Genomic DNA, 20,014 nt, shown 5'->3' with positions numbered 1-20,014 from the left:
TTTCCTTAGACGGATCGCGCGAGCATTTCGCGCACGTAGCTTTGCTGCCAGTCGGGTGCACCCGACGCGTAATGACGATCAAGAATCGATTGCGCGACACCATCCGAGCGCAACATCGCCACCATCTCGTCGGAGAACGGGCTTTGCAGCATCCGGGTCTGGGAGCGCGTGATCCACAGATAGTCGCGATTCGGTACTGCATCGTTGACCATCTGGATCTGGTCATCGGTCAGGCCGAACTTCTCCTTGTAAAGGTCCTTGCTGGTGTTCGCCTGGCTGTTCGGTAGGTAGATGAAGTTGCCGACGTTCTCTTTCAGGATCTCGAAGTCGGCAACCCGGGCCAGTTGTTTGAGCGATTGCGTCGCACCCCAGAGCGCCGCATTGAGCTTGCGGATGGTCACGATCCACATTTCGAACCGCTCGTAGAACCGTTTGTTGGTGAAGAAGAAGCCCAGCTCTTCCACCTCGATGATCGTGTATCGCGTGCCGAGGCTCTGGCTGATGCGATAAAACGCATAGTCCATGAACAGCGCGCCCGCCCGCGGATAGTTCAGGAACAGATCCCCCATCTCGATGGACAGGTTGTCGCTGATCTCGAACGCGTCTTCGGCATGGTCGAAGAAATGCCCGTACTGTCCGCCTTGCAGCCAGATTTGCAGACGTTCCCGCAAGCTGTCGTGCAGCAGCGTTGCGAGCCGGCCCAGGGTCCAGCTCTCTCGCCCATATCCGGCAAGGATTTTCACTGCCTCGAAGATATCCTGGCGTTGCTGGGGTGAAAGCGTGAAGGAGTCGTCCTCAATGGCCAGCGTCACCCACTCGGAGACGTAGGTGAAGTTCATAGGATCGGCCAACAACGACAGCGGATTGACCCGAGTCGCCGCTTCGAACTTGCCGGTGATGTCGATGAACTTCCCGCCACTCAGGAGCGCCGTGATGCGAGTGGATCTGTCCTTGTCGAATCGGATGCGGCGAGCTTCGTGCCTGCCAGCCTGGGAAACCAGGAAGTTCAGGAACACGGACTTACCCGCACCGATTGGGCCAATGACGATCAGGTGGGCATTTCCACCGGGCTGGTGCAGGTCGACACGCTGCGCGGTGCGATGGCGGGTGGGCAGGCAGGTCAGCGGTGGCACTTCCTTGCCTGCCTTGTCCGAGAGCCAGTCGTTGCGCGAGGGGCCGGGCATGACCGATCGGACCGGGGCGAGGTCGGAAACCGCGGGCGTCTCGACGAACTGCAGTCGGCGCTGCTTGTCCCAGCGGCCGGGCAGGGTAGAGTTCCAGGCGGCCATCAGATTGGCTTTCTCGCGGATTGCCCCGAAGCCAGCGTTGGTGAGCGCCCCAACCACCTCGCTGACCGAGTCCTCGACGGCCGCCTCGGAATCACCGTAGACGATGATGGAGATGTTGGCAAAGCCGTGCTGCGTGTTCTTGGCCGTTAGCCGCTGGAGCGCTTTGCCAGCTTCCTTGGCCAGTTCCTCGCGGCCCTCGTCGTTCTCGGCCTCTTCCTTGGCGAAGTACTGCTTCAGGATGGAGCGGATGTTGAGCGCTGCCATCTTGTAGAAGCGCCTCACCTTTTCGATGTAGGCCGCAGCGCGAGCCGTGTCGAGGAATCGATACATGATGCAGACATCGAGCTCGGCGTCGAGCTGCATCAGGCTGTCCAGTGCCGCTTCCTGAAAGCTCATCCATTCCTTAACGGCGACGATTGCCGCGTACCGCTTGCCATGGGCGGACTCGAACAACAGGCGCTCGGCGCCGACGGTCACTTCGGATTCGGTCAGGTGGGTGTCGAGCAGCGTCACCGGGTAGCGAATGCGCCTCGGCGGAACGCTCGGATTGGCAGCCTGGTGCAGGGCGGCGTAGCTTTCCTGCATGACAAGGCGGCGCGTGCGCAGACGCGGCACGCCGCCGGTGAAGGCGTCGAGCATCGACTCGAAGCGACGCGCATCGGTCGAGATCTTCTCCAGATCAAAGGCAAAGGCGCTGCGCGCGAAGAGCGTGTCCTTCGTCGCCTCGAAGATCGCCGCGTAGATGGACTTGCCACCGACCGTCATGTGGAAACCGGCCTTGTCGAAGAACTTCGCGATGCCGCTCTCCGGCGTGTAAGCGAGTGCCAGCGAGTGGGCATTGTGGAAGTACTTGCCGGTCGTCATGTGCGCCCGGTTAAGGGCGTCCAGACGCTCGTCGGCCTGCGAGGCGAACTCTCCTTCAACGTAGTCGCGAGCGCGCCGATGGCTGATCTTCCACCACGCGGTAATCCGGTTGTCGAACGTACGGCATGCCTGGTCCAGCTGATTGCGCGCAGACGTGATGTCATTGCTGTCGGGGCTGTCGGCGTCCACACCCTGAAACGCGTAGGAAGCGAGTAGCGACCCATCCTTGTTGAGGACGAGTTCCGGCGTAATCGATGTCAGCCACGGCACCAACTCATAGAGGGGACGGCGCTTTAACTTCAGCATGGCAGGTCGCTGTCAAAGCCGTAGGGACGGCGAAAGAGGGTATGCAGCTTGCCGTGCCACGGGGTGGACTCGTACAGATCGCCGTAATGGTTATAGACGTTCAGAATTTGGTTCCACCATGGATCCCGGGTCGTGAGCCAGCGCAAGAGCGCATGAAACGCCATGCCCATCAGCACCACCGCGACGGGGATCTTCCAGCCGCTGCGGAACGTCACGTACACCAGCAGAGCGACCACCGTGCCGTTGGCGATGGCCAGTCCGCGCACGGCCCCGCCGATTTGGCGAGGGCGGGATAGCCCAATGCTGACGTGGTGTTCGCGCATATCAGAATCCGGAGCACTGGGCAGCAACGCCGAGCGTCTTCATGATCGCCGGGGCTGCAGCGGCAAGACCGATACCGATACAGATCACCGAGACGAACTTCATGATGGTCGACTCGGAGTTGGCGATACCGATAGCGCCCAGGACGATCAGGATCAGACCGGCGACAAAGAGGTACTTCGTGTTGATGAACGTGGCGATGCCGCAGATGAATTCGCCGAGGTTGCCGAGGAACCCGTAGTCGGCCGCGACGGCGGATGTGGCCACGCTCAGCATGCCGACCAGGACCAGCATCGACGGGGCGTACTTGCGCGCCGTCTTGGCGGCACATTGAACAAACGGGGAAGACATTGGAGAGACTCCTTGGTTTAGAAAACGCGTTCGATGTCGTAGTCGTTGTTGCGGAAGCCCTTGATCTCGATGATTTCCGAGACGTGCCGCATTTCGCCGGTGCGGCGCATATGCACCACGTAGTTAAAGCACTCAGCGATGAGCTTGCGCATGTCATCCAGTTCCCAACGAGAGCCTGGCGGGATGCCAAGCATCGCCAGGCTTTCCATGCGGGAGAGGGCCGAGCGGGCGTTGTTCGCGTGTAGCGACGCCATGCCGCCGTCGTGACCCGTGTTCAGCGCTTGCAGCAGGTCGAACGCCTCCCCGCCGCGGACTTCGCCAACGAGGATGCGGTCGGGGCGGAATCGCAGGGCGAGCGCGACCAGCTGTTGGGTGGTCACGTTCTTGTCGGTGTTGGAGAGCAGGCGGACCGTATTGGGTACCCGCGTTTTGAGTTCCATCGTGTCCTCGATGGTCAGGACACGCTCGCCGTCGGGAATGTTCTCGACCAGTGCGTTCAAGAATGTGGTCTTGCCGGAAGATGTGCCGCCGGCGACTAGGATGTTCTTCCGCTGCAGGACAAGCTCAATGAGGGCATCCTTGAGCGCTTCATCTTCGACAGAGCCCGTGAATATGGGCTGATCGGTGTGTTTGCTGCAGGCGTGCCGGGACGAGAAGGCCCCCGCCTTCACATAGTCGCTAAGAGAGAGATTGGTCTCGCGGTGCCGGCGGATGCTCAGCGCATGGCCGTCAATGGCTGTGGGCTGCATGACGGCGGCGATCCGAAGCCCTTTGTGGCCCGCATTGATGATGCCTTGTGCGGTGCCCCGCACCGCAGACTTCTGCACCGAGGAAGCCAGGGAGCGAACAGCACCTTCCAACTTTGCGGGCTCGATCCTCACGTCCAATCGCGTCATCTCGCCGCGCCGCTCCACCCAGATGCTGTCGTGCCTGTTGACCATGACCTCGGCCACATCGGACGCATCGATGTAGGCGCGTATTGGCGCGAGCGATTCAAAGAACATCGCGACCGCGCTTTCTTCGAGCTGGCTGAGTTGCAATATGGGGTGGTTGGAGACTGAGGATTCCATGCCCGCTATTGTTGGCGGGCGATGTATCGTGTGGCGCGTTGAAAGATATACGACTTTTGCCAGCTTTCTACGGTTCTTCGGCACGGCTCTGATCTGAGCCAACGCCTTGGTGTGGTGCGAAGAGGAAAGTCTGAGCATGCTCATGCTGTTTTCGCGGAAAGGGATACCAAAACCATCGGCTTTCCGGGTAATCCTCCTTCGGGGCAGTTGGATATAGGGTGCGACGGGAGAGGCAGCATCAAACGACGCCTCTAGCCGGCTCCCAAAGCCCGTCGCAGGATCCAGGCGTCGCTACAGCGTCCGGAGGTCTCTCAAGTGTCCTGCGTGATCTGGCGAGATCGCGGAGATTCTCGGAAAGCCGCGCAAAATCGCATGGCTTTCTGCGACCTGAAGGGGTGACTTCACTGCTTAAATTGGCGGCATCCCAAAGGACTGCCGCAGCATGCGCTTCTTCCGCAAAGATTCCGACAATGCCAAGCCCCTCGCCGTTGCGCCAGGGATGTATGGCAATGAAAGCCCCGAGCAGCTGATCTTCGATCGCACCACAAGAATCTCCGTGGAGCGCAACCATTGGAAGGTCGCAACCCTCGGCCTGGGCTGCATTGCGTTGGCGGCGATCATGACGCGTGAACCGCCGCCTTCGGTCGTGAAGGCTGTAGGCGTGTCGGCGGATGCGAGCGGCAAGCCGATCGTGCGAGAGCTTGAGGCGTTCCAGCCGGAAGGCATTCAGTTGCAATGGGCCCTCAAGGATCTCGTGACGCGCTGGTTCACCATCGAACCGATCCTGACAACCCAGGTCGAGGACTCACGGATGGCGCGCAACCTGCGTTCTGTCCGCGAACAGATGATCGGATCCTCTCGCAAGCAGTTCGAGGATTGGGTGGCAGAGGATGAACCGTTTCGGCAAGTCGGTGCGTCGGCAACCCTTGTCCGCGAAGTCAAGGTAACCAATGTGGCCGTCCTGCCCGACAGTACCGTCGCGGTGGAATTCATTACCACCACGACGGAGGACGGCTACAAGCCGCGCAAGATGCGGTACGCGATGACGTTCCGCTACCAGGTAAAACCGCCGACGAGCGACGCCGTGCTTGGCACGAATCCATTCGGTGTCCATCCCGTTTTCTTCAGCCTCCAGAAATCGCCGGCATGAAGCCGGGTCTACGCTCATGGATATCCGCAAGTCATCCCCGCTGAGTTCCCTGGTTGCCGCCGCTGTGATGGCGCTGACTCTTGCCATACCGGACGCGCACGCCGCCGATAAGCCGGTGCGCCGGGTCGGCGCCAGTGTCGCGGGCCTCGGCATCGGCGACATTAGCGACGCCATGAACCCGGCCAACCCCTTTAACGGCGGCGTAGAGCCGATCGCGCTGCCGGGTGACTCCCGCCTCGTCGTCTTTACCTACAACCGCGACCAGATCTTTCGTGTGCTGAGCGCGCCGCTGAAGATGACCACGATCGAGTTCCCCGAGGACGAGCAGATCGTTGGCGAGCCGGCGTGGGGTGAGAGCGTTCGTTGGGACTACGAAACCGATGGCCTGAACCATCTGTACGTGAAGCCCCAAGCGGCGGGTCTGGTGAATACCCTTTCAGTGAACACCAACAAGCGCAGCTACGAGTTCACGCTCGTATCGTCGCCGTTGGGCGGCATCTTCTACCAGAAAGTGCGCTTTCGTATCCCCACGACGTTTGCGGCCAAGGCCAAGGCGCGTAGTGATGCGAGAGGCGAGCGGGGCGAGGGGAGAGCTGATCTGGAGGGCGTTCGCAATCCGGATGCCCTTGCCGTAGGGCCTGAGCAGCTCAATTTCGAGTATTCCATCTCGGGCAGCGCCAGCTTCAAGCCGGAGGCAGCCTTTGATGATGGCAAGGCGGTGTGGCTGCGGATACCGAAGGGCGCGGACTGGCCGGTGCCGCTGGCCAAGGACGGCAGCGACTATGTGGTCGTGAACTTCATACGCCGTGGCGACTTTCTGGTCGTACAGCGGCTGGCGGAAGCCATCGCCCTGCGCTCCGGGAGCGAGGAGGTCAAGGTCGAGCGCGGTCGCCGGCGCATCCTGGGGCTGTTCTGATGCGCGATCGCACATCGTCCACCGGTGTCTCCGATGTGACGGATGCGCAGGAGCGCACCGTCAAGGGAAAGCTGCCGCGCAACATCGTCATGGCGCTGGGCGTGATCGCCGCCTTGCTGGTGGGCGGGCTCGGCTACTACTTCCAGTCGGTCAGCGAAGAGCAGTCCGATGCCAAGGCCGAGCAGGATCGGGCGGAGCAGCTGCGCCAACGGGCCAGCAGCGGCGACAACGGGCAGACGCTCGAGGCCACGATTCGTGATCAGGCGGCCAAGGCGCGTGCTGAAGCGGAGCGCCAACGCGCACTGGCAGTGAAGCCGGACACAGGCAGCGCGCCAGTGATGACGGCGAAGGATCTTGCCGCCCCGGCCAAAGCTGCAGCATCCGATGCGAAGAAGAACGAAGAAGACGATATCTTCACGGCCTCGATCTTCAAGAAGGGCATGCGCAAGTCCCAACTCGGGCAGGCCAAGGTGCCGGCCGGGCTTGCTGATCTGACCGATCCCGCGCAGATGCGGGCGCTGCAGCAAGCCGCCGTGGCCCGTGCCAGCACTGCCAACGGGGCGCCGGAAGCGCCGGAACTGGCCGTCTCGCCGGACAAGCAGTTTCTCCGCGAAGCAGGTGCCATGACGACCTTGCGCACCGGCTTCGACGGCAAGCTCCCGAAGTGCACGCTGAGCCGAGGCTTCGTCATCCCGGCAACGTTCGCGGGCGGCCTCAATTCGGACAAGCCGGGCGAATTCCGCGCGACCGTCTCGCAGGACGTCTACGACACGGTGAATGGGCGGTGCAAGGTGATCCCAGCCGGCAGCACCCTGGTAGGTGCCTACAGCGCCGAGGTCACGATCGGCCAGGAGCGCATCCTCGCCGCGTTCGTCCGTATGCAGTTGCCCAATGGGAAGACGGTGCCCCTCATGGGTATGCAAGGGGCGGACCCAAACGGGCACTCCGGCATCAGTGGAGACGTCAACAACCATTTCTGGAAGATCTTCAGTGGCGCCCTGGTTATCGGTGTCCTTCAGCAACGCTTTAATGACAGCAACACAGCCACAACCGTGGGACCGTCTGGCCTGACGACGTACGGCAATGCTGCCGGCCAGATTGCAGCGCAAACCGCATCCACCATCCTGAACCGCAACCAGAGCATCCGTCCGACGATCACGACCGAGCCGGGCCAGAAGATGATGGTGCAAGTCAAGCACGACATGGTGCTGGAGGCATATCGTGACTAAGACCATGCTCGCCCTGACCACGCTGGTACTCGCCGGCGCGGCACAGGCCGCAATGATTCAGGCTGTGATCAGCCCGAACGCCTTGGTAGTGCATGCCGATGGAAAAGACCGGCTGCACACCATCGCCGGAAAACCGGTCCTGTATTGCGGCCTCGACGCGTTTCTAGGCTGGTCGGCCAGGCTGGTTGGCGCATTGATCGAGCCCGGGGCCGAGGAAGGTCCAGTCGTCCAACTCGGCGGGAAGGCCGTGCCGATCGCTGTCCTCCTCGCACGCGAAGGCTGGCTGCGGCCGCCCATCCTCACCGAAGCAGCCCAAGAAGCGCTCGCGGAGCGCCGTGGCGGGTGGGGTTGCGCGCCGAAGACCGAGCCGTTTTCTCAGATGGGCCAACGAGTCGATCCCAAGATTACGGCTGGCATCGCGATGAATGAATCGGCATACCGCGGCCGCCCTTGGCCGTGGACCTTGAACGTCGCGGGGCGCGGCATGTTCTTCGCCACGCGCGAGGAAGCGTACGCGGCGGTCAACCGCCTGCTGGCCAGCCAGCGCTGCGATTTTGATGTCGGTCTTATGCAGGTGAACTGGTGCTATCACGGCAAGCGCTTCTCGTCGCCTTGGGAAGCGCTCGCACCGGCGACCAATATCCGCGTAGCGGAGGACATCCTGGCCGAAAACCTGCGGCGCAGCGGCTCCCCGATGAAGGCCGTGGCCTGGTACCACAGCGCCAATCCGGAGCGCGGCGGGCCGTACTTCGCTCGTTTCATGAACCACGTCGCCCAATTCCGATGATCAGGTCGCTTCTTCTCTCCGCGCTGGTGTTGATGGCGAGCGCTCACGCAGCGACCGACACCGAGCCGCTGGACTTCGATTACCAGGTCGTTGCGCGGGCTGCGGATCGGCCTGCCCTGATCTTCAATGACGGGCTCTCGACGTATATCCAACCGCGGCCGGGCCAAGTGGTGCAGGCTGACGGTGCCGCGCAGAACGGCCCGTACTGGGTGGTCGATGGTGTTCCCGATGTGGTGCGCTATTCGGCCAACGGCCAGGCGGTCGTGGCGCGTTGGAAGCGAGCCAACGGCTTTACGTCCGAGCCGGCCAATCCGCTGGGCGATCTGCCGCGCGCGGCGATCTCGGGCAGGCTGGCTTTGATCGGCAGCTATACGGGCTTGCCACTGGTGCGCGCGGGACGGTCGTCCCTGCCATTGGCGCAAATGGTCAAGTCTATTGCGCCTGCCGGTTGGACCGGCACGGCGCAGAAGGACATTCCGCTGACGGATGACGTCTCGATTGAGCTGCAGGGTGGCGAGAACTGGCTCCAGGCGCTCGCGCGGGTCCTCGATCGCCGCGATCTTTACGCCGAAGTGGATTTCACTCGCCGCAACATCGCACTGCGCGTTGCGCCTCCGAAGAGCTTCTCGGTGATGGGTGAAGCGTCGGCCGCGGGGACGGGTGGGCTGGTGCAAGCTTCTGCGACAGCAGCCCATATGGAGCCGGGCGGCCCAACAGAAGCCGCAGCGTCGGTGCCGGTGGCCGGAACGCCTTTGCCGGAGGGCCCGACCCTGGCATCGGCCTTCGGTGCCGTCGCAATCCGCGACAACAAGCAGGGTCGCATCGAGATTCGGCTCGAGCAGGAGCCCAGGGACCTGGTGTTGCGCGACGAGACCGATAGCAAGATCTGGACGAAGTGGGATGAGGCCCAGCGCGTGCTGTCCTTTGCCACCGTCGACCGGTTTACGGCGATAGCGGACGGAAAGTCCGTGAGTGTGCAGCGCGTGCCGGAGATTGACTACGTCTTCCCGCGAGAGAACGGCGCCGGGTTGGAAATGGCTTTCGAAAAGGACGGCACGACCTACCTGAGCTTCGCCAAATCGATGGTCAGCGTGTCGGTCTTCGGCGATGACCACCAGCGCAACGGTGAGCAAAAGGACCGCTACTACAAATTCAACGGCATTGCGGCGCGATTGACGGTGATCGCCGACGGAAACGTGGTCTACGTGGATCGCGTGCCGCAAGTGCGGTTCAAAGAGCAACCCGGGAAGGTGGCGCTGTGATGATTCGCAGGATCGGAGCGCTGATCGTCACCTCACTGCTGGCTGGGACTGCCTATGCCGACTGCCTGGACGATGCCGCCGTATTCCACGGTGTCAGCCCGCCGCTGCTGCGGAGCATCGCCATCCAAGAGTCCGGCATGAGGCCGTGGGTGACTAACCGAAATACGAACGGCTCAGAGGATATTGGGCTCTTGCAAATCAACTCGATTCACTTGCCGCGGCTGAGCAAGTACGGCATTACGCGGGCCCACCTCTTCGATGGCTGCGTGAATGCCTACGTCGGCGCCTGGATTCTGCGCGAGAACATCCAGCGCTTCGGCCCGACATGGAAGGCGGTTGGCGCATACAACGCCGCGTCGCCCGACAAGCAGTTGCGGTACGCCAACCAGATCCATGCCCGGTGGCAGGCGCTGCAACGTGCCGCATTGCGGTAGTCCATTCCGTTCATTCGAAAGCATAGCTATGCGCCAATCCAACCGAACCATCCGCATCGCCGGGGCTATTGCCTCGCTGGTCACCAGTCTGTGCGTCACGCCGGCCGCCAACGCTTCCAAGGCACCCAGCGCGCATCCAGCACAACAACTGTCGAGCGATGGGTGGCAGTCGTTGCAGCCCGAGCGCACCAGCAAGGCCGCCGGCGGGGAGGCACTGCTGGCCGCTGTGTCGCCCATGAGGACCACTGTAACAGGCAGCGCCGTGTTGGGCTCCGGTGACACCTCGCCCGCTGCGGCGGCCGTCGCGCCGGTGGCTCATGAGTTCAGACTCCTCAAAGGGGAGCCCCTCCAACAACAGCTTCAAGGCTGGGCTACCCGGGCTGGCTGGACAGTGGCATGGAACGTCCCGGACGGTTGGATCGTCCCCGGCGACAAAGCTTACGGCAGTGACTTCGAAACGGCCGTCAAGCGTGTCGTCGAAGAGCTCGCGAGCAATGGTGCGGACGTGGTCGGCGATAGCTGGCGCGGCAACCGCACGGTGATCATCAGCCAAAACGGAATAGTGCAATGAGTATGCGAAGGAAACGCTTTACGGCGGCTGCCGTGGCGGCCGCCACGTTGATGTCCGGCTGCGGCGTGATCGAAACACGCAATGTACAAACTGCGATCGGCAGTGAGGCCAACGCGCACTATGCCGATGCGCCGCGCAGCCGGCCGGTGTTCCGTGTGCATGAGGGCGCATGGCTGATGGGAGAGAAGGTTCGCGCAAGCAAGCCACAACCGGACATTTACAGCAAGCATGTGGTGTTCAAAGGCAGCATCGGCTCGCTGACCGAGGCCGCCAACTGGATCGCGCAAAGCGTCGGTGTGCGCGCCACCGTGGACGCGTCGGCGCTGCCAGTCATCCCGGCTCAAGTACAACCGGCATCCGGGCCACGACCAAGTGGGCCTATCCCGATGGGTGGGGCTCCGCGTGTGGTGGACCTGGGTGCTCCGCTGGCCGGCGGAGCCTCGGTATCGGCGAATGGCGCAAGCATGGCGCCGGCATTGCCGTTGACCCTGCGCTATGAAGGCAATTTCAAAGGATTTCTGGAGGTGCTTGAGGCGCATTTTGTCGCGTGGTCTCGCTATAACGACGGCACCGTGACGTTCTTCAGGACCGAGACGCGTACCTACATGCTTCCGAGCCTTGCGGACTCCTCATCCATGGCCGGATCGATCACCACCTCGGACAGCAGTTCCGGCGGCATGTCCGGTGCCAGCAGCAATGGCAGCGGTGCTGGCGGGACCGGCGCGGGTAGGAGCGGTCAGTCGACGAACATGTCGGTCGAGATGAAGCCCTGGGAAACACTCCAGCACACGGCAAAGGCGGTTGCCGGCGCCAGTGCTGAGGTCGTTGTTGACAAGAACTTGGGCACTTTGACGGTCACTGGCGACCCCGTACAGTGCGATCGCGTCGAGCAGTTCGTGAAGAGCCTGGCTGCCATGTATGGCAAGCAGGTTGCCATCGATGTGCAGGTCTATGAAGTCCGCGTAACGCGCGAGGACAACTACGGCCTGAACCTGTCGCTCGCTTACCAAAGCTCGAGCGGCCACACCGGCGTCTCCTTCAGCTCGCCCAGCACGCCGACTATCTCCGGCAGCGCCTCGCCCATGAACCTGGGCGCAACGATCATGAGCGGCCCCCTGGCAGGAAGCAAGGCCGTGGTCCAGGCGCTCTCCAGCCTCGGCAACGTGTCGCAGGTGGTGTCGCGCTCAGGCGTCACCCAGAACGGCAAGGTGCTCGCCCTGCAGACGGCAACCCTGCAGGACTACGTGCCGCAGTCGCAGACGACGTTGGCAGCGAATGTCGGCTCGACCAGTTCCATCCAGACAGGCACCGTGACCTATGGCTTTACCAGCGCGTTCCTGCCCAAGGTCGTCGATGGCCGGATCCTGATGAACTTCGATATGACGTTGTCGGACCTGCTTCCGCTGCAGCGGTTCAACGCAGGCGGCGACGCGAATCAGACCAGCGTGCAGCTGCGCACCATGCCGACCAATCGCTTCGCGCAGTCGGTAAGCCTCAAGCCGGGCGAATCCCTGGTGCTGACAGGCCTGCGCAATCAGAAGGCAGCGACGACCAACAACGGCGTCGGTGAGCCATGGATGGCTGCTCTTGGTGGCGGTGTCGGCGCCACCAGGGGAGACACGGTCATCGCAATCGTGATCTCGGCTCGCCTCCTGTAACACAGAGACAACACTATGCAGAAACGCGCATTGAATCTTCGTTGGGCTGCGGCTGCCTTGACCATCGCCGTTGCTTGTCTGTCGGCGACCGCCACGACCACTGCGGCTCTCGCGTCGCCCAATCCGGCTGCTGCCGCAGTTGCCTCAGTTGGGGCTGCCCACGTGACCTCGCCCCCGGCTTCCAGTCCGACGGCGAAATCGGTCACGGATCCTACCGCAGCGATCGCTGCAGCGAGTGCGACTGCAGGCACCACTGCAGGCGCTCCGGTCGAAGCCACCCAGCCGTCTCGGAACACGGATGCGCCGGAGCTGGCCACCCTGCAGTCGCAGCTCGCGCTGTGGAAGGCCCGTGCGGAGATCGCCAAGTACAAGGCGGAAGTGAAGCGCGCGGAGGACTCGATCACGGCCGCACCTGCGGGGGCGCCGCAGCCAGGCGGGGCACCTTCAATTTCGCTGACCGGTCCGATGCCGACGGGTGGGGCCAGCCCAAGGCTGTCAGATGGGACACGCCTCGTGTCGCTACGCGCCTTCGACGGCCACTACAACGCCATTCTCGATGTCGACGGGCGTACCGTGCCGGTTCAAGCCGGTGACACGCTGGATGGCGGCTGGAAGGTGGTGAGCATCGATGACGCCGGCGTGAGGCTTGCCAACGGCAAGCGCGTGCGCACGCTGAGGCCCTGAGCCATGGCCGAGATCCTGTCATTCCCCGGGCTGAAGGGCGGCTTTGCTATTGGGTTGTCCTGGCTGCACGAGGAGGCACAGCCTACCAATAGCGCCTTGCGTGCAAGCGCTCTGGAGCTTGGCCGCAATGTTCGTTGGGGCGTGGTCCATGAAAGCGCCGAAGGTGCGGTCCAAAGTGGCTTCTGCGAACCCATGGCCGGCGCGAAGCCTGCTGGGCTAAAGCCGCTCGCCGCCATCGTGGCGAGCCAGCATCGTCAGCCATGGATGGGCCTCTTTCACCTGCAAGGCAGCCGCTGCTGGTATGTGGCGGTCAGACAAGGCCATGCCGTCATTACCGGTGGAGATCAAGTCGGCACTCTGGAAGAGTTGACTGCAGTCCGCGCGCAGCATCGGGCGCTTGGCGAATGGACGGAGGTTGAGGGGACGCTGCGCGACCTGGCGGCGATGGCGCGTGCGTCGAAGGGCGTGTCGGCCATGCGGGACGTCCTGACGGGGCCATGGAAGTCGACCGCTTACGTCGCGGCGGCGATCGCGGGGACAGCCGCGCTCGCCGGGGGCGGGTGGTATTGGTATGACCAACAGCAAAAGGCGGAGCGCGAAGCCCAGCTGATGCGTCAACGCGCAATCGCCGCCGCGCAGCGTGCCAATGAGGCCGCGCAGCAACGGGTGTTGCCTTGGGTGGAAGAGGCCGCGCCGGCGGCCTTCCTTCAGGCATGCCGCCGTGCGTGGGACAACCAGGCGCTCGCTGAGGCTGGGTGGACGCTCGCCGGATGGCACTGCAAGCGAGCCACCTCGACGACCATGACGATCGAAACGAACTGGAAGCGGGATGGCGGGATCGCCGCCAATGCGCCGGGTGTGCTCACGTCGGACGGCAATCAGGCGAATGCCTCGTCAAATGTCCCGGCTGCCTTTCTGCCTTCGGCGTCGGCTGTTCATTCCGTTGCGGATGCACAGCGGTCAATGTGGACCTACGCGCACGGCAGTGGCGTGGGCTTGCAGTTGACCATGCCGCCCGCGCTGCCTCCGTCAAATGGCAATCCACCGGTTGATCCCTGGCTTTCCATGACAGCAGATATCTCGTTCGGCGCACCGCCTTGGCTCGGCACGGGCGGAGGTCTTGATGCCGTGCCTGGCTTGCGGCTCACGGAAGTCAGCTACGACGCAGCCACTCAGGCATGGAAGGGAACCGGGAAGCTATACGCACTGCGGGACGGTGCATCGCCGCCGGTAGCGGCCAATCACAACGTCGGAAAACCACGATGATCGGGACCATTTCGCGCCTGTGGCGCAATCCGAGCCGAGATCCTGCCCGTTTCACGGCAATTGCCTTGCGGGCCGAGCCGTCGGTGAAATCCGACGTGCTGACCTTGCCGCCGCCACCGGATGTGTTGGCGCCCCATATCCTCTATCCGAAGACCATTCCGGCAACCTTCGACCGCGTTGCCTGCAACATGAACCGCCTGACGGCTGAGCAAGCGGCGGCTCTGCGTCAGCGCGCGTCCGAGAGCGGACTCTATGTCGAGAATCTCGTCGAGGAGTTCGGCCTCACCAATGATGAAGTGCAGCAGGTGCTGGCGGTGCACGGTTGCGAAATCTACGTGGACGCGCGGCACTTTGGTACGCCTCGCTTCCTTACCTGGGAAGCGAAGCTGCGGCGCAGCGGTGCGGCGCCACAAGTGCGCAAGGTGTCCGCGCAGGAACTCTCGGTATTGCGGCAGCAGCGCGGTACAGGCCTGTTGCAGGATGCAGACCTGCATACGTTGAGCCTGGCGCGCCGGCTGATTGCCGATTGCGCCGTGCTGGTCGCCTCGGATATCCACATCCTGGTCCGTGAGCACCATACCGAGATCCAGGTGCGGGTCAAAGGGGACCTGCGCACGGTCGCCGCCCTGTCCATGCGCAGGGAAGAGGGGGAGCGACTGATCCGGGCAATGTACACGGGCTTGGCCACCGTGAAGGCCGCTACCTACAATCCGCTGGACGTCCAGGATGCGCAGATTGCCGGCGACGCGCTGCCCGGCACGGGCCTTTCCAGTGTGCGGATCGTCCGCGGGCCGGCCTATCCGGTGGAGAGCGGCGGTGGCTTTCTCGTGGCGCGCCTGCAATACCGGGAACATCACCAGGGAGCCAAGAAGTCCGAAGCGCTCGAGGCGGCGAAGCGATTGGACCTTCGGATGCCAGAGAGTCCGATGGGCGATTTCAAGCTCGGCGAGATGGGATACACGCCCTTACAGGTGGAACTGATCTCGCAGTTACTTCGTCGGCCCATGGGGGTGATCGTCGTGACGGGCCCAACCGGCAGCGGCAAGACGACGACGCTCTTCGAGTGCACCCGCCACCAGGCCCGTCTATTCCCCCAGAAGCGGCTGGTCACGATCGAGAACCCGACCGAGTACCCGATGGACTGGGCGATCCAGCTTGTCACGGAAAGCGAACGCTTTCCGGAGATGCTGCGCATGACACTGCGGATGGACCCGGATGCCGTACTGCTGGGCGAAATCCGTGGTGTTGAAGAGGCGATCGCAACGCTGCAGGCCGCGGCCACTGGTCACCTGGTACTGACCACCCTGCACGTGACCGATCCGTTCGAAACCTTCTTGCGGCTCGTCATGCTCGACCACGTGCGTCTGGCGATGGACGTGATCTGCAATCACAACCAGGTCATCGGTCTGATTGCGCAACGGATCGTCCCGTTGCTTTGCTCGGAATGCTGCGTGCCAATTGAAAGCGCGGCAGAACCGCTGCCGGACTACATGATGCGTGCGATGCGCTCTTGGGGGGATCTGTTTGGCGTGCGCGTTCGCGGCGCAGGGTGCGAACACTGCCATGGCGAAGGCATTGTCGGTCAGCAGGCAGTGGCAGAGGTCGTAGTGACCAACGAGGCGCTGATGCAAGACTGCATCAACGACGGGGTGTTGGCGGCGAGGCGCAACCACAGGGCGCGGCCCGGCTCCGACAAGCCGATGATCGCTCACGCCATGGACCTGGTCCTGGCCGGCCGGCTCGATCCGGTTGACGCCGAGCGAAATGTCGATGCCATTCCGATGCGGGAGCAAGTGTGAACGGATTGTCCTGGGGAATGCGGCGGCGCCTGTATCAGCAGGCATCCAGCCAGTTGGAGAATGGGCTGACTCTCGCGCAGGTTCTGGAGGATTTCCGCGAACGGCAAGCTCGGCGCGGCAGAAAGCGCGCGGCCGAGGCGGCGAACGAGGTGGGTCGCCAGGTACGCGACGGCAAGACACTGATGGCGGCAATGGGCGCAAGCCTTAGCGATCTCGAGCGCAGCGTGCTGGACGCGGGTGAGAGGGCGGGGCAATTGCCGGAAGCGATGCGGCTCGTGCTGGACGTTCGGGACCTGACGACACGCCTTCGTCAGAAGCTACAGGCGAGCTTCTTCGCGCCAACGGTGTATCTCGTGACGCTCTACGTGGTCTTGCTGCTGATCGGGGGATACATCGTCCCGCAGTTCCTCGATGTACTGCCGCTCCAAAGATGGACGGACTGGGCCTATGCGATGTACTGGATGGGGCAGTTGGCGGTGGGGTGGCCAGCGCCAGTGATTTTCGGCGGGATCGGTGCATATGCCGGCTGGAGTTGGTGGGCGCTGTCTCGATGGACGGGGCCGGGCAGGCGAGTCTGTGACCGGCACGTGTTCCCGTTCACGGCGTACCGAGAGATTACTGGCTTCACCTGGCTGATGTCCTTCGTCGCACTGTTGCGGGCGAACGTACCTGACACCGTTGCGCTGGAGGGACAGATCAGCTCGGCGTCGCCCTGGCTGGCGTCACGGCTGCGGCCGATCCGTCTTGGGCTTGCTGATGGTCTGGACCTGGCGGAGGCCATGCGTCAGGCCGGCAATGGATTCCCGTCCTTGGATCTAATCGACGAAATCGGCGCATATGCGGGCTTCGATGACTTCACCGAAAAGATCACGGTGGCCGTGCGCCAAAACGCTGAGGTCATCGAGCGGCAGTTGCTCGCCAAAGGGATGGTCATGTCCGCGATCTTCACCGGGTTGATGTTCCTGGCCTTCGTGGTGCTGCAGCTCGGCTCCAACTCTCTCTCATCGATCCTCACGTCCTCGATGGGACAGTTCTAACAAACGGCTTATTTCAAACTCAAAAAGGGGTATCGAATGGATGGAATTCTCGGGCGCATCGTCGCCATTGTCTTGGGCCTGCTCGCACTGGTTGGCATTGCCTACGCGGGTTACAACGGCTTTCAGACCCATAAAGCCGGTGTAGTCGCGACCAACCTCACGCAGCTGATTACGAACGCTCGTGCCGGATTCTCGCAAGGGAACAACGGGTATACCAACTTCACGACGGCGAACATCGCGGCCATGGTTACTGGCGGCATGTTTCCGACGGACATGGTGCGCGGTACGACGCTGGTCGATCCGTGGGGCAATGCAGTGACGCTTTCGTCCGCCAACAATGGCTCGCAGGGCGTGATCACCTTCGGCGGCGGCAACGCACAGACCGCAAAGCAATGCGTAAGCGCAGCCGTGGGTCTCAAGGACTATGTGACGCTGACAGTCGGCTCGACGACGTTCAACCAGGCCAACCTTCCCGACCAGGCGACCGCCGGCGCGGCCTGTAGCGCCACGGCGACCTTCGCTCTGACATTCCAGTGAGTAAGGCGAGCGTGCGGCTACAGCGACCGCTTCTGCATCGGTATCACATCCACGATGGAAGGCAACGTAATCGAGCATGGCACTTTAGGGGTATGACGTGGATGGGATTCTTGGTCGGATCATCGCGATTGTTCTGGGCCAGTTGGCACTCATTGGTAGTTTCCTACGCGGGGTACAACCGCATCCAGAGCCACAAGGCCGGGGCAGTGGCAACCAACATTGCACAGCTGAGCACGATTGCCCGCGCAGGGTTCTCGCAGGGCTACGACGGCTCCACCGAACTTCACGACGGCGATCGTTCCGTCGATGATTACCGGCGGGTGTTCCCGACGGACATGGTTCGCAGCACCACGCTGCTCGATTCCTGGGGCATGCCATGACGCTGTCTTCTGCCAACGGTGGCTCGCAAGGGGTAATTCAGTTTGGTGAAGGCGGCGGTCGGACCGCAAAGCAGGGCGTGAGCGCGGCCCTGCTTCTCAAGGACTGCCGCCTTTACGCTCACCTTCCAGTGAGGTCGAGGGCCCGTGCTGGTTCCTCAGGAGAAATGTCATGGGTTACCTGATCATGCCCATCGCCACGGTCCTGTTTTGTCTTGGATTCGTGGCGCAGCTCGCGCAGTTGTCGCAAGCGGCGCCCGGTGCCGGTGTGCCCGGTCGCATGGAATCGGTGGCAACCATCACCGCACAGCAGGCGCAGGCCTACGGCGCAGCCTGCGTAGCTACGGCCGGCGCGACGCCCGGCCTGGTCGGAGCAAGTGTCACGCCGGTGCTGCCGGCGGGCATGGTGACTCCTGCCGGCGCGGGCTGCATGGCCGTGGCCAACCCAGCTGGGGGGCGGGACGTGTACGGCTATGTGCGCGTGTCCTCAGGGGCGGGCGCGTCGCTGCTCGGCACCACCCAAGGCAGCCTGGCGTGGTTCCGCGTCCGAAGTCAGGGCACGGGCGTCAATCTTGCAACCGGCATGGCGTACAGCGTGCCGGCGAACATTCCCGTTGGGGCGCTGGTCCACTGGGTCCAGCTGAACACCTGAGAAACGCATGGAAGCGATACTCGGATATCTCATCGCGCTGATGCTCTCGATGCTGAGCCTTGCCGGCTTCGCGACGTGGGCGAAAGCCGGCGTCACGAACGTGCAGACCGCAGCCGCGGCGAGCCAGATGCTGGTTTTCGATAAGGCCGCCCTGCAGTTCGTGCAGGACGAAGCCGCAACGCTGGTCGCCCAGGCCACGGCGAGTGTGCCGGTGTCGGTCACGCCGGCGATGCTAGTCAATGGTGGCTATCTGCCCGCTGGTTTCTCAGTGACGAACGTGTTCGGGCAGACGTGGTTGCTCCAGGTCATGCAGCCAACGCCAAACAACCTGCAGGCGCTTGTCACATCGCAGGGCGGCCGTGCCATCACAGACACGCGCCAGCTGGTGCAGATCGCTGCGCAAGCCGGTGCGCAGGGCGGCTTCGTACCATACGCAGGGCAGAACGGAGACCCGACGATGGTGCCAACCAGGGCCTATGGGGCGTACGGCGCGTGGCAGGTGCCGCTGGCGAACTACACCAACCCGGGGAGTGGCCGGCTGGCTTCGTTGTTGGCCTTCACCGGAGCGCAGGCCAATAACGGGTATCTGTACCGGGTCCAGGTACCGGGGCATCCCGAGCTGAACCAGATGCAGACATCGCTCGACCTGGGCGGCAATGACGTCAACAACGCAAGGCGGGTGTCGGCAAACACATCCCTCACAAGCAACGGTGAGACATACCTGACCAGCACCGGAAGCCCAGGCAGCGCATGCGGTGTCGACAAATCGATCCGGACGAGCACAACGGGAACGGGGCTCGTGATTTGCTTCGGCGGCATTTGGCAGCCGATCGGCACGGCCGTCACGAATGTGACCGACGGTACGTGGTGCGGAAACAATGGCCAGCTTGCCACGAGCGGTACAAACGTCGGCTACATCTGCAAAGGGAACCGGTATGTCGCGTTGACCAACGGGTTGGGGAACTTGTCGATCACGCGGAAATTCGAGAACGTATCGGATGGAATGACGTTCTCTAAGGACAACTGCCCTGGCGGCACCGCTTGGGCGATGTACACACCAAGGCAGGAAATGGTGAATATCACTGGAACCGTAATGCCGCCCATTCAAGGAACGTACTTCTCAGTGAACGACTATGGCACCTACTGGTACGCGCAGGCAAGCGCCATGTCGCCAGCGGCTTGGTATAGCGGCAACGATACCGGGGCTCTTGGAGGGCAACTGCTGGGCACCGTCACGACAGGCTGCATGTACTAGAAGCAAGATCGATCTATGAAGCGCATTCTTTTGGCGAGCGTTCTCGCTGCCGAATTCTCAACAGCGGCCGCACAGTTGTACACGTTTCCGGCGTCACCAATGACAGTGGCAGACTGTCCTGCCGGGAAGATCTGGCTCGTCCAGAATGGTCTGGCCACTTGCGGCGCTCCGGCACCGCCCCCGCCGCCACCACCTCCAC

At 62.8% G+C, this 20,014-nt stretch carries 20 protein-coding genes; 16 read left to right on the top strand and 4 right to left on the bottom strand.

Annotation, left to right across the window (positions count from 1 at the left end; genetic code table 11):
- Positions 1 to 5 precede the first annotated feature (5 nt).
- Genes AC3WRR_RS03715 through AC3WRR_RS03700 form a run of 4 tightly spaced genes read right to left on the bottom strand, consistent with a single transcriptional unit; the run spans position 6 to position 4,201 of the window.
- Positions 6 to 2,459, bottom strand: coding sequence for a VirB4 family type IV secretion system protein (locus AC3WRR_RS03715; protein ID WP_058698206.1), 2,454 nt, complete (start codon positions 2,457 to 2,459; stop codon positions 6 to 8).
- A complete protein-coding gene (locus tag AC3WRR_RS03710; RefSeq protein WP_058698205.1) occupies positions 2,453 to 2,782 on the bottom strand; it encodes a VirB3 family type IV secretion system protein in 330 nt (109 codons plus the stop codon). The genes AC3WRR_RS03715 and AC3WRR_RS03710 overlap by 7 nt, the downstream gene beginning before the upstream one ends.
- 1 nt (position 2,783) lies before the next feature.
- Complete coding sequence (locus tag AC3WRR_RS03705) at positions 2,784 to 3,131, bottom strand: TrbC/VirB2 family protein (RefSeq protein ID WP_058698204.1); 348 nt, start codon at positions 3,129 to 3,131, stop codon at positions 2,784 to 2,786.
- 17 nt (positions 3,132 to 3,148) lie between these two features.
- Positions 3,149 to 4,201, bottom strand: coding sequence for a TadA family conjugal transfer-associated ATPase (locus AC3WRR_RS03700; protein WP_058698203.1), 1,053 nt, complete (start codon positions 4,199 to 4,201; stop codon positions 3,149 to 3,151).
- Between the two features lie 442 nt (positions 4,202 to 4,643).
- On the opposite strand from AC3WRR_RS03700, the gene AC3WRR_RS03695 reads away from it, so the two are divergent.
- From AC3WRR_RS03695 to pilV, 16 genes are all read left to right on the top strand, one after another.
- On the top strand, positions 4,644 to 5,351 hold the full coding sequence (locus AC3WRR_RS03695) for a VirB8/TrbF family protein (protein WP_058698202.1): 708 nt from the start codon (positions 4,644 to 4,646) through the stop codon (positions 5,349 to 5,351).
- A 16-nt stretch (positions 5,352 to 5,367) separates the two neighbouring features.
- Positions 5,368 to 6,267 carry a TrbG/VirB9 family P-type conjugative transfer protein gene (locus tag AC3WRR_RS03690; protein WP_058698201.1) on the top strand — a complete coding sequence of 300 codons (900 nt, stop codon included), beginning with the start codon at positions 5,368 to 5,370 and terminating at the stop codon, positions 6,265 to 6,267.
- Positions 6,267 to 7,496 carry a TraB/TrbI/VirB10 family type IV secretion system protein gene (locus AC3WRR_RS03685; RefSeq protein WP_058698200.1) on the top strand — a complete coding sequence of 410 codons (1,230 nt, stop codon included), beginning with the start codon at positions 6,267 to 6,269 and terminating at the stop codon, positions 7,494 to 7,496. The genes AC3WRR_RS03690 and AC3WRR_RS03685 overlap by 1 nt, the downstream gene beginning before the upstream one ends.
- Positions 7,497 to 7,500: 4 nt before the next feature.
- Complete coding sequence (locus AC3WRR_RS03680; RefSeq protein WP_058698199.1) at positions 7,501 to 8,283, top strand: lysozyme family protein; 783 nt, start codon at positions 7,501 to 7,503, stop codon at positions 8,281 to 8,283.
- Complete coding sequence (locus AC3WRR_RS03675) at positions 8,280 to 9,545, top strand: TrbG/VirB9 family P-type conjugative transfer protein (RefSeq protein WP_058698198.1); 1,266 nt, start codon at positions 8,280 to 8,282, stop codon at positions 9,543 to 9,545. Before AC3WRR_RS03680 ends, AC3WRR_RS03675 begins: the two co-directional genes overlap by 4 nt.
- A complete protein-coding gene (locus AC3WRR_RS03670) occupies positions 9,545 to 9,979 on the top strand; it encodes a lytic transglycosylase domain-containing protein (protein WP_058698197.1) in 435 nt (144 codons plus the stop codon). The genes AC3WRR_RS03675 and AC3WRR_RS03670 overlap by 1 nt, the downstream gene beginning before the upstream one ends.
- A gap of 28 nt (positions 9,980 to 10,007) precedes the next feature.
- Positions 10,008 to 10,550 carry a toxin co-regulated pilus biosynthesis Q family protein gene (locus AC3WRR_RS03665; protein ID WP_058698196.1) on the top strand — a complete coding sequence of 181 codons (543 nt, stop codon included), beginning with the start codon at positions 10,008 to 10,010 and terminating at the stop codon, positions 10,548 to 10,550.
- Entirely contained in the window at positions 10,547 to 12,208 is a 1,662-nt protein-coding gene (locus tag AC3WRR_RS03660; protein ID WP_058698195.1) for a type II secretion system protein GspD, read from the top strand. The genes AC3WRR_RS03665 and AC3WRR_RS03660 overlap by 4 nt, the downstream gene beginning before the upstream one ends.
- Before the next feature lie 15 nt (positions 12,209 to 12,223).
- Positions 12,224 to 12,892, top strand: a complete 669-nt coding sequence (gene pilP, locus AC3WRR_RS03655; RefSeq protein WP_081050309.1) for a type IV pilus biogenesis protein PilP — start codon at positions 12,224 to 12,226, stop codon at positions 12,890 to 12,892.
- 3 nt (positions 12,893 to 12,895) lie between these two features.
- Complete coding sequence (gene pilO2 / locus AC3WRR_RS03650; RefSeq protein ID WP_058698194.1) at positions 12,896 to 14,158, top strand: type 4b pilus protein PilO2; 1,263 nt, start codon at positions 12,896 to 12,898, stop codon at positions 14,156 to 14,158.
- Positions 14,155 to 15,957: a GspE/PulE family protein gene (locus AC3WRR_RS03645; protein ID WP_058698193.1), complete on the top strand. Its 1,803-nt coding sequence runs from the start codon at positions 14,155 to 14,157 to the stop codon at positions 15,955 to 15,957. Before pilO2 ends, AC3WRR_RS03645 begins: the two co-directional genes overlap by 4 nt.
- Positions 15,954 to 16,994: a type II secretion system F family protein gene (locus tag AC3WRR_RS03640; protein WP_058698192.1), complete on the top strand. Its 1,041-nt coding sequence runs from the start codon at positions 15,954 to 15,956 to the stop codon at positions 16,992 to 16,994. Before AC3WRR_RS03645 ends, AC3WRR_RS03640 begins: the two co-directional genes overlap by 4 nt.
- A 36-nt stretch (positions 16,995 to 17,030) precedes the next feature.
- Entirely contained in the window at positions 17,031 to 17,531 is a 501-nt protein-coding gene (locus AC3WRR_RS03635; RefSeq protein WP_058698191.1) for a prepilin type IV pili, read from the top strand.
- 206 nt (positions 17,532 to 17,737) lie between these two features.
- Positions 17,738 to 17,911: a hypothetical protein gene (locus tag AC3WRR_RS03630; RefSeq protein ID WP_234788237.1), complete on the top strand. Its 174-nt coding sequence runs from the start codon at positions 17,738 to 17,740 to the stop codon at positions 17,909 to 17,911.
- 169 nt (positions 17,912 to 18,080) lie between these two features.
- Positions 18,081 to 18,560 carry a hypothetical protein gene (locus AC3WRR_RS03625; protein ID WP_058698190.1) on the top strand — a complete coding sequence of 160 codons (480 nt, stop codon included), beginning with the start codon at positions 18,081 to 18,083 and terminating at the stop codon, positions 18,558 to 18,560.
- 7 nt (positions 18,561 to 18,567) lie between these two features.
- Positions 18,568 to 19,815 carry a shufflon system plasmid conjugative transfer pilus tip adhesin PilV gene (gene pilV / locus AC3WRR_RS03620; RefSeq protein WP_058698189.1) on the top strand — a complete coding sequence of 416 codons (1,248 nt, stop codon included), beginning with the start codon at positions 18,568 to 18,570 and terminating at the stop codon, positions 19,813 to 19,815.
- The last annotated feature ends 199 nt before the right edge of the window (positions 19,816 to 20,014 follow it).

This window comes from Cupriavidus sp. FW305-3-2-15-C-LB2 (assembly GCF_058787575.1).
This window is presented reverse-complemented; position numbering and strand designations above follow the sequence as displayed.